This is a genomic window from Hydrogenophaga sp. BPS33, assembly GCF_009859475.1.
In the GTDB taxonomy this organism is placed as follows: domain Bacteria; phylum Pseudomonadota; class Gammaproteobacteria; order Burkholderiales; family Burkholderiaceae_C; genus Hydrogenophaga.
This window is the reverse complement of the sequence record NZ_CP044549.1, coordinates 4,265,372-4,280,898: the sequence shown is the minus strand read 5'-3', so window position 1 is coordinate 4,280,898 and position 15,527 is coordinate 4,265,372. Positions and strand designations below refer to the sequence as shown.

Annotated in this window: 13 protein-coding genes and 1 other RNA gene; 5 read left to right on the top strand and 9 right to left on the bottom strand. The window is 63.0% G+C overall.

The window, feature by feature from the left end:
• Window positions 1-34: 34 nt before the first annotated feature.
• From F9K07_RS19870 to gyrA, 7 genes are all read right to left on the bottom strand, one after another.
• Entirely contained in the window at window positions 35-355 is a 321-nt protein-coding gene (locus F9K07_RS19870; RefSeq protein ID WP_159595069.1) for an integration host factor subunit beta, read from the bottom strand.
• A 91-nt stretch (window positions 356-446) separates the two neighbouring features.
• On the bottom strand, window positions 447-2,132 hold the full coding sequence (rpsA, locus tag F9K07_RS19865) for a 30S ribosomal protein S1 (protein WP_159595068.1): 1,686 nt from the start codon (window positions 2,130-2,132) through the stop codon (window positions 447-449).
• 181 nt (window positions 2,133-2,313) lie between these two features.
• A complete protein-coding gene (locus F9K07_RS19860; RefSeq protein ID WP_159595067.1) occupies window positions 2,314-4,365 on the bottom strand; it encodes a bifunctional 3-phosphoshikimate 1-carboxyvinyltransferase/cytidylate kinase in 2,052 nt (683 codons plus the stop codon).
• Window positions 4,366-4,399: 34 nt separating this feature from the next.
• The gene (locus F9K07_RS19855; RefSeq protein WP_159597017.1) at window positions 4,400-5,278 is read right to left on the bottom strand and encodes a prephenate dehydrogenase; all 879 of its coding nucleotides are present in this window, start codon (window positions 5,276-5,278) and stop codon (window positions 4,400-4,402) included.
• Window positions 5,278-6,375 (bottom strand): prephenate dehydratase, encoded by a 1,098-nt coding sequence (gene pheA, locus F9K07_RS19850; RefSeq protein ID WP_159595066.1) that lies wholly within the window; start codon window positions 6,373-6,375, stop codon window positions 5,278-5,280. Before pheA ends, F9K07_RS19855 begins: the two co-directional genes overlap by 1 nt.
• Window positions 6,376-6,379: 4 nt before the next feature.
• Complete coding sequence (serC, locus tag F9K07_RS19845) at window positions 6,380-7,486, bottom strand: 3-phosphoserine/phosphohydroxythreonine transaminase (protein WP_159595065.1); 1,107 nt, start codon at window positions 7,484-7,486, stop codon at window positions 6,380-6,382.
• Window positions 7,486-10,134 (bottom strand): DNA gyrase subunit A, encoded by a 2,649-nt coding sequence (gene gyrA, locus F9K07_RS19840; protein ID WP_159595064.1) that lies wholly within the window; start codon window positions 10,132-10,134, stop codon window positions 7,486-7,488. The genes serC and gyrA overlap by 1 nt, the downstream gene beginning before the upstream one ends.
• Window positions 10,135-10,394: 260 nt before the next feature.
• On the opposite strand from gyrA, the gene ompA reads away from it, so the two are divergent.
• The 5 genes from ompA (at window position 10,395) to F9K07_RS19815 (ending at window position 13,701) form a co-directional block, all read left to right on the top strand.
• Window positions 10,395-11,045, top strand: coding sequence for an outer membrane protein OmpA (ompA, locus tag F9K07_RS19835; RefSeq protein ID WP_159595063.1), 651 nt, complete (start codon window positions 10,395-10,397; stop codon window positions 11,043-11,045).
• 68 nt (window positions 11,046-11,113) lie between these two features.
• Window positions 11,114-11,821, top strand: a complete 708-nt coding sequence (gene ubiG, locus F9K07_RS19830) for a bifunctional 2-polyprenyl-6-hydroxyphenol methylase/3-demethylubiquinol 3-O-methyltransferase UbiG (protein WP_159595062.1) — start codon at window positions 11,114-11,116, stop codon at window positions 11,819-11,821.
• A complete protein-coding gene (gph, locus tag F9K07_RS19825) occupies window positions 11,818-12,492 on the top strand; it encodes a phosphoglycolate phosphatase (protein ID WP_159595061.1) in 675 nt (224 codons plus the stop codon). Before ubiG ends, gph begins: the two co-directional genes overlap by 4 nt.
• A gap of 12 nt (window positions 12,493-12,504) precedes the next feature.
• Window positions 12,505-12,881: a transfer-messenger RNA gene (ssrA, locus tag F9K07_RS19820) on the top strand.
• A gap of 73 nt (window positions 12,882-12,954) precedes the next feature.
• Window positions 12,955-13,701: a 16S rRNA pseudouridine(516) synthase gene (locus tag F9K07_RS19815; RefSeq protein WP_159597016.1), complete on the top strand. Its 747-nt coding sequence runs from the start codon at window positions 12,955-12,957 to the stop codon at window positions 13,699-13,701.
• 38 nt (window positions 13,702-13,739) lie between these two features.
• Here F9K07_RS19815 and F9K07_RS19810 read toward each other — a convergent pair whose 3' ends face one another.
• Window positions 13,740-14,468 (bottom strand): DUF2726 domain-containing protein, encoded by a 729-nt coding sequence (locus F9K07_RS19810; RefSeq protein WP_159595060.1) that lies wholly within the window; start codon window positions 14,466-14,468, stop codon window positions 13,740-13,742.
• Between the two features lie 235 nt (window positions 14,469-14,703).
• A complete protein-coding gene (locus F9K07_RS19805; protein ID WP_159595059.1) occupies window positions 14,704-15,516 on the bottom strand; it encodes an alpha/beta fold hydrolase in 813 nt (270 codons plus the stop codon).
• Window positions 15,517-15,527 lie beyond the last annotated feature (11 nt).

The following is a 15,527-nucleotide window of genomic DNA, read 5'->3' as shown; positions in this document are numbered from 1 at the left end:
GTGGTGGGGCGATTGTACCGATCGGGTTCCGGCGTCAGGCGCGCTTCTGGGTATCGCGACCCAGGATCTCGGCCGTCTTCTTGTCGACCGCTTCTCGCAGGGCCTTGCCGGGTTTGAAGTGCGGCACGCGCTTCTCCGGAATCATCACACTCTCGCCCGACCGCGGATTGCGGCCGATGCGGGGAGAACGGCGGTTCACAGAAAAGCTGCCAAAGCCCCGGATCTCGATGCGGTGACCTTTGACCAGCGCGTCGCCCATCGCATCCAGGATCGCCTTGACGGCAAATTCTGCATCGCGGTGGGTCAACTGGCCAAACTGGCTGGCCAGCGCTTCAACGAGGTCGCTACGGGTCATGTCGGGTTTGATGGGGCAAGAAGGCGTTGGCACCGGCCGACTCGCATCCCCTTCGGGGCATGCAAGTCGACCAGCGCCAAACCGGTTTCGATCAGTTCTGGTTGTTGTCCAGCTTGGCGCGCAGCAGAGCACCCAGGCTGGTCGTGCCTGCGTTTTCGCGGGCCGACTGCTGGCTCAGCGAAGCCATGGCTTCTTGCTGGTCGGCAGCGTCCTTGGCCTTGATCGACAACTGGATGTTGCGGGTCTTGCGATCCACGTTCACCACCACGGCGTTGACTTCGTCGCCTTCCTTGAGCACGTTGCGCGCATCTTCCACGCGGTCGCGGCTGATCTCGCTGGCGCGCAGGTAACCCAGCACGTCTTCGCCCAGGTCGATCTCGGCGCCCTTGGCATCCACCGTCTTGACCTTGCCGGTCACGATGGAACCCTTGTCATTCACCGACACGAAGGTGGTGAACGGGTCGCCATCGAGCTGCTTGATGCCCAGGGAGATGCGCTCGCGCTCGACGTCGATGGCCAACACGATGGCGTCGACTTCCTGGCCCTTCTTGTAGTTGCGCACGGCGGCTTCGCCGGTTTCGTTCCAGGACAGGTCGGACAGGTGCACCAGGCCGTCGATGCCGGCAGCCAGGCCCACGAACACGCCGAAGTCGGTGATCGACTTGATCGGGCCCTTGACGCGGTCGCCGCGCTTGGTGGCTTCGGCGAATTCGTGCCAGGGGTTGGCGCGGCATTGCTTCATGCCCAGCGAGATGCGGCGCTTGTCTTCGTCGATGTCAAGCACCATGACTTCGACTTCGTCGCCCAGCGACACCAGCTTGGACGGGGCCACGTTCTTGTTGGTCCAGTCCATTTCGGAGACGTGCACCAGGCCTTCGATGCCGGGCTCGAGTTCCACGAACGCGCCGTAGTCGGCGATGTTGGTGATCTTGCCGAACATGCGGGTGCCTTGCGGGTAGCGGCGCGAAACGCCCATCCACGGGTCGTCGCCCATCTGCTTCAGGCCCAGCGAGACGCGGTGCTTCTCGGTGTCGAACTTGAGGATCTTGGCGGTGATTTCCTGACCGGCCGTGACCACTTCGCTCGGGTGGCGCACGCGGCGCCATGCCATGTCGGTGATGTGCAGCAGGCCGTCGATGCCACCGAGGTCCACGAACGCACCGTATTCGGTGATGTTCTTGACCACGCCATGCACGATGGCGCCTTCCTTGAGCGTGTCCATCAGCTTGGCGCGCTCTTCGCCCATGGAGGCTTCCACCACGGCGCGGCGGCTCAGCACCACGTTGTTGCGCTTGCGGTCGAGCTTGATGACCTTGAATTCCAGGGTCTTGTTTTCGTACGGGGTCAGGTCCTTGGTCGGACGGCTGTCGACCAGCGAACCCGGCAGGAAGGCACTGATGCCGTTGACCATGACCTTGAGGCCGCCCTTGACCTTGCTGGAGGTCGTGCCGGTGACGAACTCGCCGGACTCCAGGGCCTTTTCCAGCGACATCCAGGAGGCCAGGCGCTTGGCTTTGTCACGCGACAGGAGGGTGTCGCCGAAGCCGTTTTCCACGGAGTCGATGGCAACGGCCACGAAGTCGCCCACTTGCACTTCGAGCTCGCCCTGATCGTTCTTGAACTCGGCCAGCGGCACGTAGGCTTCGGACTTCAGGCCGGCGTTGACCACGACGTGGCTGTGCTCGATGCGCACGACCTCGGCGGTGATGACTTCGCCCGAGCGCATTTCGGCGCGTTTCAGGGACTCTTCGAATAGGGCGGCAAAAGATTCAGACATTGAATTTCCTAAACCACTCAACGTCGGCACGGTCCACGGGAAAGACCCGGACTGTGCGGCGATCGACGGAGGGCGGCGTTGACGTGCGGTGCGTGACACCGCGGGGTTAAGTGAAAAGAACCTTCGGGCCTGCGGGCTGTGAACGCCCGGCGGTGCCGTCAGGGCCATCAAGAGCGCGTTTTCAGTGGCCTGAAAACGGCGCTTTGTCTTGCCACCAGTTCAACACCAGCTGCACCGATTGCTCGATGTCCATGCCGGAGTTGTCCAGTTGCAAGGCATCTTCGGCTGGCTTGAGAGGCGCATGCAAGCGAGAAGAATCCCGCAAGTCCCGCGCCCTCAGGTCGGCCAAAAGACCGGGGATGTTAGCAGCAATCCCCTTTGAAATCAATTGCTTATGCCGCCGCTGGGCCCTTTGTTCGGCACTCGCGGTGAGAAACACCTTGAGAGCGGCGTCTGGAAAGATCACGGTGCCCATGTCGCGTCCATCGGCGACCAGGCCTGGGACCTGTCGGAACGCGTGCTGCAGTTCCAGCAAGGCTTGGCGCACGGCGGGAACGGCCGAGACGCGGGAGGCGGCCATGCCTGCGGCTTCGGTGCGCACGGCGTCGCTCACGTCTTGCCCATCGAGCAGGGTCTTCAGGCCCACGAACCGGACCGGCAGACGCGCTGCAAGATCGCCCAGGCGCTGAGCGTGCGCGTTGTCCTGAAGCGCTTCCTCCTGAGTGGAGAGCCCGGCTTTCTCGGCGGCCAGACCGACCAGGCGGTACAGAACGCCCGAATCCAGCAAGTGGTAGCCCAGACGGGTGGCCACTTCGGCCGACAAAGTGCCTTTGCCCGACGCGGTGGGTCCATCGATGCAGATCACCGGTATGTGGGCCGGTGGCGTGGCGCACACGTCAAACAGGGTCTCGAAGTAGTCGGGGAAGGTCTTGGCCACGCATTTGGGATCTTCGATCCGCACGGGCACGCCCGCAGGATTGAAGGCGGCGAGCGAAAAACACATGGCGACACGGTGGTCGTCGTAGGTGTGAATCGACGCCGATTGCCAGTCCTGTGTGTCGCGCGGTGGCGTGATGCGGATGAAATCCGCGCCTTCTTCCACCGTGGCGCCGAGCTTGCGGCATTCGTTGGCCATCGCAGCGATGCGGTCGGTTTCTTTCACGCGCCAGCTGGCGATGTTGCGCAGCGTGGTCGTGCCGTCCGCGTACAGCGCCATCACCGCCAGCGTCATGGCAGCGTCTGGGATGTGGTTGCAATCCAGGTCGATGGCCTTGAGCGGCCAGGCACCGCGCCGGATGTGCAGGCGGTTGTTTTCACCGAAGACCTGTGCACCCATGAGCCGCGCCGCCTCGACGAAACGGATGTCACCCTGGATCGAGGCCAGGCCCACGCCTTCGATGGTGATGCCATCGGTACCGGGCGTGGCGGGTGCCAGTGCGCCCAGCGCGATGAAGTAGCTCGCCGAGGAGGCGTCCCCTTCCACGGCGATGGACCCCGGCGAGCGGTAGATGCTGCCCGCGGGGATGACAAAGCGCTGCCAATGCTCGTTGCGCACCTCCACGCCAAAGCGCGCCAGCAGATTGAGCGTGATCTCGATGTAGGGCCGGGAAATGAGCTCGCCCACGACTTCGATCACCACCTCTCTGTGCTGCGCCACCAAAGGCAAGGCCAGCAGCAGGGCGGTGAGGAACTGGCTGGAGACATCGCCTCGCACCTGGATGGCCTGGCCCAGTTGAAGTGTGTGGGTCTGACCATCGCCGAGCTTCAGCGGGGGATATCCCTCGTGGGCCAGAGAGGTCACCGGGCAACCCAGCTGGCGCAGAGCGTCCACCAGATCGCCGATCGGGCGCTCGTGCATGCGCGCCACACCGCTGAGTTCGAACTGGCCTCCATGCCGCGCGGCGAGCAGGGCCAGCGAGGCGGCGAGAGGGCGCATCGCCGTTCCCGCATTGCCCAGGAACAATTGCGCCTGCCGGATGGGCAGTTCGCCACCCAGGCCATGGACGCGCAAGGCGCCGTGGGGCTGGGGTTCGGTTCGGCAGCCCAGTTGCGACAGGGCCGCGAGCATCACGCGGGTGTCGTCGGAGTCGAGCAGGTCGTGGATGTCGGTGTGGCCCGCACTCAGCGCGGCCAGCAGCAGGACACGGTTGGAAATGCTCTTGGAGCCCGGCAGGTGGACGGTGCCACCGGCGGTGGACAGCGGGGGAATGTCGAGATGAGGGATGGCGAACATGGGGGGTAGAGATCCACGCCGTGGGTGACGACGCTCAGCTTCTGGGCTTGATGGCGGTCATGCGCCAGCGCGCGCGCGCGCCGCTGGCCTGTTCGATCAACGCCTCCAGCGCGTCGGGATTGCCCGCGCTGATGGCGGTCTCCAGGGCATGAAGGGCGCGCTGGAAATGCCGCGATTGGGCCAGCAGCTCTTCGCGGTTGGACATGAGCACGTCGCGCCACATCGTGGGATCGCTGGCCGCGATGCGTGTGAAATCGCGGAAGCCTGGCCCGGCCAATGAGAGGAACTCCGCCCCGGTGCTTTGGCCCTGGATGGCGTTCATCAGCGCGAAGGCCACCATGTGCGGCAAGTGGCTGACCGCTGCGAAGGCCGCGTCGTGCGCCTCGGGCGACATCTGCTTGACGTGGCACCCCAGCGCCGTCCAGAGTTGCTCGGCCTTCTCCAGGTTGGCCGTCAAGGTGCGCTCGATGGGCGTCAGGATCACCTGCCGGCCCTGGTAGAGATCGGCATCGGCGTGCTCGACGCCGGCCACTTCCTTGCCCGTGATCGGATGCGCGGGAACGAACACGCCGACCTGATCCTTGAGGACGCGGCGGGCCGCGTCGATCACGTCGCGTTTGGTGGAGCCGACGTCCATGATCAGCACATTGCCGCGCACCAGATGGCGTATGGCCTTGAAGGTGGCCTCCGTGGCGGCGACCGGTACGGCGAGCAAGACCAGATCGGCACCCGACACCGCGAGCAGTGCGGACGGCGCCTCGACGTCGATCACGCCGAGTTGGCGTGCCCGTTCGGTGGTGGAGGGTGACTTGCTGTAACCGACCACCCGCTTGACCAGTCCGGCCCGCTTGAGGGCCAGGGCGAAGGAGCCGCCCATCAGGCCGCAGCCGATCAGGCCCAATTGTTCAAACATCATTCGCCCACCGGGTAGGCACCCAGCACCTTGTAGAACGCACACAGTCCCTGCAGCTCTTTCAGAGCGGCCGCCACATGGGGTTGAGATGGGTGGCCGGCCAGGTCGATGTAGAAGTAGTACTCCCATTGCCCGGACTTGGCGGGGCGCGATTCGAAGCGCGTCATCGAAACGCCGTTGTTCTTGAGCGGCACCAGCAGGTCGTGTACGGCGCCGGGGCGGTTGGGGACCGAGACGACCAGGCTCGTGCAATCGCGGCCGGAAGCCGGTGGCATCGCCATCGTCTGCGGCAGGGCGATGACGGCAAAACGCGTGCGGTTGTATGCCTCGTCCTGGATGGCATGGGAGACGATGTGCAGCCCGAACTGCGCGGCCGCGCGCTCGCTGGCGATACCCGCCCACCGAGGGTTGGTGGCGGCCAGGCGCGCGCCTTCGGCATTGCTGGACACCGCGCGGCGCTCGGCCTGGGGCAGGTGCTGCGTGAGCCAGTTCTGGCATTGCGCCAACGCCTGTGGGTGCGCCATGACCACTTCAACGTTCTCGAGGTTGTTCACCTGGCGCAGCAGGTTGTGGCGGATCAGCAGGCTGACCTCACCCACCACATGCACGGGCGATCGCAGGAACAGGTCGAGGGAGCGTGCCACCACCCCTTCGGTGGAGTTTTCCATGCCCACCACGCCGTACTGCGCGGTCCCGGCGGCGGTGGCGTGGAAGACTTCGTCGAAGTTGGCGCAGTGGATCAGATTGGCCGCGCTGCCAAAGAACTCGATCGCCGCTTCTTCGCAGAAGGTGCCTTGAGGGCCGAGCACCGCGACGCGTTGGGGCGCCTCAAGCGCCAGGCAGGCCGACATGATCTCGCGCCAGATGGACGCCACGTGCTGGTTGAGAAGAGGGCCCTTGTTGGCACCCTGAATCTTCTCGATGACCTGGGCCACGCGATCCGGTCGGAAGAAGGGCGAGCCTTCTGCGCGCTTGATGTCGCCGACTTGCTCGGCCACGTGCGCGCGCTCGTTGAGCAGGGTGAGCAATTGCTGATCCAGCGCATCGATCCGGACACGAAGGTCGGCGAGGGGGGCTGACTGTGAAGGTTCGGTCATGGGTTCAAGCGTGTTGTTTTTCGAAGTCGCGCATGTAGGCCACGAGCGCTTGCACACCTTCAAGGGGTATGGCGTTGTAGATGCTGGCGCGCATGCCACCGACCGACTTGTGACCCTTGAGCTGCAGAAGACCCGCGGCCTTCGCTCCGGTCAGGAACGCCTGGTTGCGCGACTCGTCGCGCAGGAAGAAAGGCACGTTCATGCGCGAGCGGCAGTTGGCGGCCACCTTGTTGACGTAGAACGCCGATCGGTCAATGTAGTTGTAGAGCAGGTCTGCCTTGGCGATGTTGCGTGCCTCCATGGCCGCAATGCCGGTCAGCCCACCTTCGGTCTGGCGCTTGAGCCATTGGAACGTCAGCCCGGCCATGTAGATCGCGAACGTGGGAGGCGTGTTGTACATCGAGTGGTTTTCGGCCACGGTCTTGTAGTCGAACGCGCTGGGGCAGATTTTCAAAGCATGTCCCAGCAGGTCTTCGCGCACGACCACCAGCGTGAGGCCGGCTGGCCCCAGGTTTTTCTGGGCCCCCCCGAAGGCCAGACCCACGCGCGACCAATCCACCGAACGCGAGGCCACATGCGATGAAAAATCGATCACCAGAGGCGCGTTGGAGCCGAGCGACTTGAGATCGGGCAGTTCGTGCACCTCGATGCCGTTGATGGTTTCGTTGCTGCATAGGTGGACATACTGCGCGTTGCTGGACAGCTGCCAGGAGGCCGGTTCGGGAAGCGTGGTGTGCCCGTCATCCGCGTTGCTGGCGGCGATGCGTGCCGCACAGTAGCGGCCTGCTTCCTTGAAGGATTTCTGGCTCCAACTGCCGGTGACCACGAAGTCCACCGTTTCGCCGCGCGACAGGTTCAAGGGCACGATCGCGTTTTCCGCCAAGCCGCCACCCTGCATGAAAAGGATGCGGAAATGATCGGGCACCGCGAGGAGCTCGCGAAAGTCCCGCTCTGCCGACTCCAGGATGGCGCCGAACTCCTGGCCACGGTGGCTCATTTCCATCACGCTCATGCCGCTGCCGTGCCAGTCCAGCATCTCGGAAGCGGCTTGCTGCAACACCTCGGCCGGCATCGCCGCCGGACCTGCGGAGAAGTTGTAGGGTCGCGCCATCACGCTGCGGTGCCCGGCGCGTCGGCTTCGCCCGTGTCGTCGCCTTCACCCACGTCCGGTGCGTTGGCATCGTTTTCCACAATCCGCTGCAAGCCCGAAAGCTCGGCGCCTTCGTCCAGCGCGATCAGCGTGACACCCTGCGTGGCCCGACCCATTTCGCGAATCTCCGACACACGGGTGCGCACCAGCACGCCCTTGTCGGTGATCAGCATGATCTCGTCGTCGTTGTGCACCAGCGTGGCCGCCACCACCTTGCCGTTGCGTTCGCTTTGCTGGATCGCGATCATCCCCTTGGTGCCGCGGCCGTGGCGGGTGTATTCGGCGATGGGCGTGCGCTTGCCATAACCGTTGATGGTGGCGGTCAGGACGCTTTGCTCCTCGTCTTCGGCCACCAGCATGGCGATCACGCTTTGACCGTCTTCGATCATCATGCCGCGCACGCCGCGCGCATTGCGGCCCATCGGTCGAACGTCGTTCTCGTCGAACCGCACCGCCTTGCCGCCATCGCTGAACAACATGACATCGTGCGCACCGTCGGTCAGCGCGGCACCGACCAGGAAGTCTCCTTCGTCCAGGTCCACCGCGATGATGCCGGCCTTGCGCGGATTGCTGAACTCGTCCAGCGCCGTCTTCTTGACCGTGCCCATGCTGGTGGACATGAACACATAGCGATCGGCCGGGAATGCGCGCATCTCCCCCGTCAGAGGCAGGACCACGTTGATCTTTTCACCTTCTTGCAAGGGGAACATGTTCACGATCGGACGACCGCGCGAGCCGCGCGAACCCGCTGGCACCTCCCATACCTTGAGCCAATACAGCCGCCCGCGGTTGGAGAAGCACAGGATGTAGTCGTGCGTGTTGGCAATGAAGAGCTGGTCGATCCAGTCGTCTTCCTTGGTGGCGGTGGCCTGCTTGCCACGCCCACCGCGCTTTTGCGATCGGTACTCCGACAGGGGCTGGCTCTTGATGTAGCCGCTGTGGCTGAGTGTCACGACCATGTCGGTGGGGGTGATCAGGTCTTCGGTGGCCAAGTCCTGCGCGTTGTGCTCGATCTCGCTTCGGCGCGCGCCCAGCTTGGTCTGGCCGAACTCCTGCTTCACGATCGTCAGCTCGTCGCCGATGATGGTCGACACACGTTCTGGCTTGGCGAGTATGTCCAGCAGATCGTCGATCTCGCCCATGACCTCCTTGTATTCCGCGACGATCTTGTCCTGCTCCAGCCCCGTCAGGCGTTGCAGACGCATCTGCAAAATCTCCTGCGCCTGGGTTTCGGAGAGGCGGTACAGACCGTCGCCGCCCATGCCAAAGGCTTTTTCCAATCCGTCCGGGCGGTAGTCGTCGGCATTGATCACACCGCCGTCGGCGCGCGTTCGGGTGAGCATTTCGCGCACCAGCTGGCTGTCCCAGGGCCGGGACATGAGTTCGGCTTTCGCCACCGGTGGCGTGGGCGACTCGCGGATGATGCGGATGAAATCGTCGATGTTGGCCAGCGCGACGGCCAGGCCTTCCAGCACGTGGCCACGCTCGCGTGCCTTGCGTAGGTTGAAAACGGTGCGGCGGGTCACCACCTCGCGGCGGTGCTCCAGGAACACCTGGATCAAGTCTTTCAGGTTGCACAGGCGAGGCTGGCCATCCACCAGGGCCACCATGTTGATGCCGAAGGTGTCCTGCAGTTGCGTTTGCTTGTACAGGTTGTTGAGCACCACCTCCGGTACTTCGCCACGCTTGAGTTCGATCACCAGGCGCATGCCCGATTTGTCCGACTCGTCTTGAATGTGGCTGATGCCCTCGATCTTCTTTTCGTGCACCAGCTCGGCAATACGCTCCTGCAGCGTTTTCTTGTTCACCTGGTAGGGCAACTCGTCGACAATGATGGCTTGGCGCTGGCCTCGGTCGATGTCCTCGAAATGGCATTTGGCGCGCATGACGACACGGCCACGCCCCGTGCGGTATCCGTCCTTGACGCCGCTGATGCCATAGATGATGCCGGCGGTGGGAAAGTCGGGCGCCGGGATGATCTCCATGAGATCGTCGATCGAGGCTTGCGGACTTTTGAGCAAGTGCAGGCAGGCGTCGACCACTTCGTTCAGGTTGTGCGGCGGAATGTTGGTCGCCATACCGACCGCGATGCCGGCTGAACCGTTGACGAGCAGATTGGGCAGCCTCGAGGGCAGCACCAGCGGCTCTTTCTCCGAGCCGTCGTAGTTCGGGCCGAAATTGACGGTCTCCTTGTCAATGTCGCCCAGCATCTCGTGGGCGATCTTGGATAGCCGGATTTCCGTGTAGCGCATGGCGGCAGCGTTGTCGCCGTCGACCGACCCGAAATTGCCCTGTCCATCGACCAGCATGTGGCGCAGCGAGAAATCCTGCGCCATGCGGACGATCGTGTCGTAGACCGCGCTGTCGCCGTGCGGGTGGTACTTACCAATCACATCACCCACGATACGTGCAGACTTTTTATAGGGCCTGTTCCAATCGTTGTTCAGCTCATGCATGGCAAACAGCACCCGCCGATGCACGGGCTTGAGTCCGTCGCGCGCGTCGGGCAGCGCACGGCCGACGATCACGCTCATTGCGTAGTCGAGGTAGCTTCGCCGCATCTCCTCTTCAAGGCTGATAGGCAGGGTCTCTTTGGCAAACTGTGTCATGAGCGGCGGCGATGTGCGTGAATGGACCTGAAAGGCAACCCGGGATTTTAAGGGCCTGAACTCTGGGGGCCTGTTGGAGGCATTTGTTGTGCATGAGCAACGAATGCTGCGAGGCGCTGTGTCCCTCGCCCGGGCCGCATTGCTCCAGCGCTTGGCCATTCCCTCCTTGTGGCACAATAAATTCCAGCGTTTTTAGTGGTGGTCACTTGAAGCGTCGTCTTTTGTCACGCAGTTCTCTGCGGCTTATATAGAGGAAAACCATGAAAAAACTCAACAAAGTGGCAATGCTGTTGGCAACCGCCGCCATGGCGACCGCCGCTGGCGCTCAAACGATCGACAACTGGCGCAATGGCACCAGCGAGTTGGTCTGGAAAAACGGCACCAACGAACTCTGCTGGCGCGATGCCAACTGGACGCCTGCGACGGCCGCAAAAGGTTGCGACGGCGCCATCGTTCCGGTGGCAGCTCCGGCTCCCGCTGCCCCCGCGCCGGCTCCTGCTCCTGCAGCGGCTCCGGCTCGTGCCCCCGCACCAGCACCTGCGCCTGCCCCAGTTGCTTCGAAGGTCACCTACGCTGCTGACGCTTTCTTCGATTTCGACAAAGCCGTGCTGAAGCCTGAAGGCAAAGCCAAGCTGGACGATCTGGCTGGTAAGGTGTCCGGCATTGCACTTGAAGTGGTGATTGCGGTGGGCCACACCGACTCCACTGGTGCTGCCACCTACAACCAGAAGCTGTCGGTCCGCCGCGCTGAAGCCGTGAAGGCCTATCTGGTGAGCAAGGGCATTGAAAGCAACCGCATCTACACCGAAGGCAAGGGCCTGACCCAGCCTGTGGCGGACAACAAGACCAAGGAAGGTCGTGCAAAGAACCGCCGCGTGGAAGTTGAAGTGGTGGGTACCCGCAAGAACTGATTGACTCAGCTTTGCCAAAAAACCGCGCTTCGGCGCGGTTTTTTTATTGTGTTGACGATAATGAATCCATGAACCCGACGCTCAATGCCGATCCGGCCGAATTGGCCAAGTTTTCCGATCTAGCCCATCGTTGGTGGGATCCCGAGAGCGAATTCCGTCCATTGCATCAAATCAACCCATTGCGATTGAACTGGATCGACGGACTTGCCAGTCTGGCGGGCAAAGATGTTTTGGACGTCGGCTGTGGCGGCGGCATTCTTTCCGACTCGATGGCGCGAAAAGGTGCTCGGGTGGTGGGTATCGATTTGGCCAGCAAGGCCCTGAGAGTGGCCCAGTTGCATGCCTTGGAGGCGAACACCCCGGACGTGCGATACGAGGAGATCAGTGCGGAGGCGATGGCGCTGGCCCAGCCTGGGGCTTTTGACGTCGTCACCTGCATGGAGATGTTGGAGCATGTGCCGGACCCCGCCTCCGTGGTGCAAGCCTGTTCGACATTGGTCAAGCCTGGGGGGTGGGTGTTCCTGTCGACCCTCAACCGCAATCCGAAGGCCTTCTTGTTTGCGGTGCTGGGCGCGGAGTACGTGCTCCAGCTGCTGCCCAAAGGCACGCACGAGTACGCCAAGTTCATTCGTCCGAGCGAATTGGCTGGCTATTGTCGGGCTGCGAACCTGGACCTCGAGTGCACCCGTGGCATGGAATACAACCCGGTCACACAGCGCTATTGGTTGAGTGGCGATACCAGCGTGAATTACTTGTTTGCCACGCGCAAGCCATGACCTGGACGTGTGAGGGCATTCGCGCCGTTCTGTTTGATCTGGATGGCACCCTGATCGACAGTGCGCCCGATCTCGGTGCCGCGGTCGACGCCATGCGTGTGCGTCGAGGCTTGGCGTCCCTCCCGCTGGATCACTACAGGCCCTTTACCGGATCTGGTGCGCGCGGCATGTTGCGCGCGGCATTCGATGTCGCATCAGAAGACGATGGGTACGATCTGCTCAAGGAGGAATTCTTCACCGAGTACGCCAGTTGCCTTACGCAGCGCACGCTGCCATTCGATGAAGTCGTGGACATGCTGGACTTGCTGGTTGCGGTAGGGATGCCCTGGGGTGTCGTCACCAACAAGGCAGAGCGGTTCACTGCGCCGATTGCCCGCTCGATGGCACTCTTCAAGACCGCTGCCGTTGTCATCAGCGGCGATACGACGCCCCACGCGAAGCCTCATCCACAACCGCTGCTGGAGGCGGCCCGCAGAATGGGGTTGCCGCCGCATGCCTGTGCGTATGTGGGGGATGACGAACGCGACATTCGGGCGGGCAAAGCCGCCGGCATGCGCACGGTCGCCGCCTGTTACGGATACCTGGGTGCAGGAGCGGATGTGGCGACATGGGGTGCGGATGCCATGGTTTCTTCTCCGATGCAGGTCTTGAAATTGTTGGAACTGCCTTAAACTCTCTGGTCCGGGGCTGCACCGGTTTCGACGTGGGTTCGGACGCGCAGCAGGGCATGTCGAGGTTCTGTCACCTCGTTAATCCGCAGAAAAAAACCAACTGCAAACGACGAACGTTTCGCACTCGCCGCTTAAACACCGGTGAGCCTCGCAACAGCAGGCCGATGGGCTGGGCAAGGGGATCGCAAGATCTCCCGGCTGCGAGGACATTCACATCGGCTGGCTCTGCGTCGGGCACCTTGGCGCAGAGTGAGATTCAAGGATGCTGGCTTCCCATTTAGCGTGCCACTGCGCGACTTGGGCGGCGAGACTCAAAACAGACGGCTACACATGTAGAACTGCTCGAAGAAGGCTTGCGGACGGGGGTTCGAATCCCCCCAGCTCCACCATCCTTATAAGCCCGCCCGGCGCTCCGTCGGGCGGGCTTTTTACCGCGCTCGCCGCAGCGCCTGCCTCACGATGATGCAACTGCAGGACATTCTTTTCACCCAGGGCTTTGGCACGCGCCGCATTTGCAGCGGCTTGGTGCAGCAAGGGTTGGTGTTCGTCGGGAAAGACAGAACGCCATGCACCGATGCGACCGAAATGTTTGAAGAAGAGGGACTTGCCTTTGAGGTGCAAGGCGAAAGCTGGGCGTACCACGCTCGGGCCTATCTCATGTTGCACAAACCCGCTGGTTTCGAGTGCTCGCACAAGCCCGGGGCGCATCCCAGCGTCTATACCTTGTTGCCCGGGCCGCTGCGGCAGCGCGGGGGCGGCGCCGCCGCCGGCGTGCAGGCGGTCGGTCGGCTGGACCACGACACCACGGGACTTCTGCTGCTGTCGGACGATGGTAAGTTCATCCACCGCATGACGTCTCCTCGTCACCATGTGCCCAAGGTGTACGAGGTCGGCGTCAAACACCCGCTGGAGCCGACGCAGCTCGAGCGTCTGTTGGCGGGCGTGGTGCTGGACGACGATCCCCGGCCGGTGCGGGCCCAGGCTTGTGAAGCGCCGAGTGCTCTGCATTTGCGGATGACGCTGACCGAAGGCAAGTACCACCAGGTCAAGCGCATGGTGGCCGCGGTGGGCAATCGGGTCGAGTCGCTGCACCGATCGTCCATGGGCAGCCTCGTGCTGGGCCCCGAACTTCCGCCCGGGCAATGGCGTTGGCTGACCTCGGATGAAGTGCAGGCCTTGACGCAGAAAGCGGGCGCGACGATCGAGTAGCGTGGTCCTCGCCTCTGGGGGAGACTACCTGCGCCCGTTCAGAGCAGATCGCCCCGGCGGCTGTCCAGTGGCATGAGGAAGGAGTTTTCCTGCCACTGGGAGTTGAAGTCGCTGCGAGGATCGCCTGTGGTGCTGTTGGGCCAGTTCGACAAGGGACCGAAGTCGCTGTGTCGGTTGTTGCGTTGGCGGGTCAGGGCGGTGCGCAGATTGGCTTGTGCGGCGACGATGGCACGCTCTTCCATTTCGCGCTCGCGCCCCGAGTGGTTCAAGGCCGATTCGCCCAGGAACTCCGCGCGAATTTCCGCGACGGTGGGCAGGCTGTTGGAGCGCACGACCCAGTAGGGGAGTCCGCATTGGGTGAGCAGTGAATGCTTGAGCGTGCGGGTGCTGCGCGGCAGTCCCGCACTCCCTGGCACATCCAGGCAGCCGATCACGCGCCCGTCCGGACGGCACACGGTGAAAGTGCAGTAAACACTGCCCAGCAGCTTGTACCAGTTCATGCTTTGTTCACGATCGCGCGGAAGCGTGAAGCGCGTGACCGGCAGCTTGATCATGATGTGATGGTCGTAGAACGCCCGCGCCAACCAGTGCCAGACGCGGGCCTCTTCGCTGTTGGCCAATGCGCGCGTGCTCAGGGGCCAGTGCTTGGGAATGCGGCGCCGTTCCCGAGTCTGCCTGTCAACCCACATGCCGTGCAGAAACGCTCCCAGCGCGAGGAGCGCCAGCGCCAGCACGGCCAGCAGCCATGGATTGAGCAAATGGTTCATGTGAAAGGCTAGGTGGGTCGATTTGTATCAAAGTGTAGATTGCCGTTGCCCGTTCGGTCGGCTCGTCCTTCTATGGACTTATCTCTGGCGTGAACTTCTTGGGTTTTTGAACGGTTTTGCGATGTTTGATTGGGAAATGAATTCGAAAGGCCTGCTTTTGGGCGTGCGACATGCCGTTCGATAGCGCTCAATTGTGCCCGGGCTGTTGCATGTCAGCTATCCCACATCGGTGGAATCAGCGGAGTTCGCCCATGAATCGCGTGAGGGCGTCGGTCAGCATGAGCGGTTGATCGCGGTGTGGACTGTGGCCGCAGTGGGGCAATTCAAGCTGTTGAGCGTGGGAGACTTCGCGTGCGATGTCCCGCAGTTGCGCCAGCGTGCCATATTCGTCCTCGGCACCTTGCACCAGCAGCAGCGGGGCTGTGATGGTGCGGCATTGCGCTCGCATGTCAAACCCGCGGAAGGCGCGGCTCAGCCAGACGTCGTTCCATTGCCAGAATGCGTTGTCGACATCCGCGTGGTAACGGCTCAAACGCTGTCGCAAGGGGCTCTCGGGACTTTCATACGCGGCCTTGGCTTGTGTGATGGCGTGTACCGATACGTCTTCCACGAACACGTGGGGTGCGATGGCCACGCACGCTGTGACCGCATGGCGGCTGGCGTGCAGCAGTGCAATGGTGGCGCCGTCCGAATGCCCGACGAGGATCGGTTCGGAAATGTTCAGGCGCTCCAACAGCTGTGGCAGGACCCACCACGCTTCGTGGTGCATGTAGTCTGGCTCGTGGCGCCCGATGTGCCATTCGCCGCTCCAGCGCGGCTCGCCGCGCACATCCACCACGGGATCGGATTGCCCGTAGCCCCGACGCGAGAAGAGCCAGCCGGTCCGCTGCGTGGCCGCGCACAGTTCGGTGGGCCAGTGCCGATCGCGTTGCTGCCACATGGCAACGCTGCCCAGACCCTCGTGCAGAAAAACCAACGGGGCTTTGTCGGTGGCGCCTGGAACATGGGCCACTTCGAGGCCGATACCTGCGATGTCGATGCGGTTCATGCGGCCATCCT

What these genes read in the sequence shown, in the direction of transcription:
- F9K07_RS19855 (WP_159597017.1), bottom strand. Translation starts at nt 5,278, where the DNA reads ATGTTTGAACAATTGGGCCTGATCGGCTGCGGCCTGATGGGCGGCTCC.
- F9K07_RS19810 (WP_159595060.1), bottom strand. Translation starts at nt 14,468, where the DNA reads ATGAACCATTTGCTCAATCCATGGCTGCTGGCCGTGCTGGCGCTGGCG.
- F9K07_RS19870 (WP_159595069.1), bottom strand. Translation starts at nt 355, where the DNA reads ATGACCCGTAGCGACCTCGTTGAAGCGCTGGCCAGCCAGTTTGGCCAG.
- gph (WP_159595061.1), top strand. Translation starts at nt 11,818, where the DNA reads ATGACCTGGACGTGTGAGGGCATTCGCGCCGTTCTGTTTGATCTGGAT.
- pheA (WP_159595066.1), bottom strand. Translation starts at nt 6,375, where the DNA reads ATGACCGAACCTTCACAGTCAGCCCCCCTCGCCGACCTTCGTGTCCGG.
- F9K07_RS19860 (WP_159595067.1), bottom strand. Translation starts at nt 4,365, where the DNA reads ATGTTCGCCATCCCTCATCTCGACATTCCCCCGCTGTCCACCGCCGGT.
- F9K07_RS19815 (WP_159597016.1), top strand. Translation starts at nt 12,955, where the DNA reads ATGCAACTGCAGGACATTCTTTTCACCCAGGGCTTTGGCACGCGCCGC.
- rpsA (WP_159595068.1), bottom strand. Translation starts at nt 2,132, where the DNA reads ATGTCTGAATCTTTTGCCGCCCTATTCGAAGAGTCCCTGAAACGCGCC.
- serC (WP_159595065.1), bottom strand. Translation starts at nt 7,486, where the DNA reads ATGGCGCGACCCTACAACTTCTCCGCAGGTCCGGCGGCGATGCCGGCC.
- gyrA (WP_159595064.1), bottom strand. Translation starts at nt 10,134, where the DNA reads ATGACACAGTTTGCCAAAGAGACCCTGCCTATCAGCCTTGAAGAGGAG.
- F9K07_RS19805 (WP_159595059.1), bottom strand. Translation starts at nt 15,516, where the DNA reads ATGAACCGCATCGACATCGCAGGTATCGGCCTCGAAGTGGCCCATGTT.
- ubiG (WP_159595062.1), top strand. Translation starts at nt 11,114, where the DNA reads ATGAACCCGACGCTCAATGCCGATCCGGCCGAATTGGCCAAGTTTTCC.
- ompA (WP_159595063.1), top strand. Translation starts at nt 10,395, where the DNA reads ATGAAAAAACTCAACAAAGTGGCAATGCTGTTGGCAACCGCCGCCATG.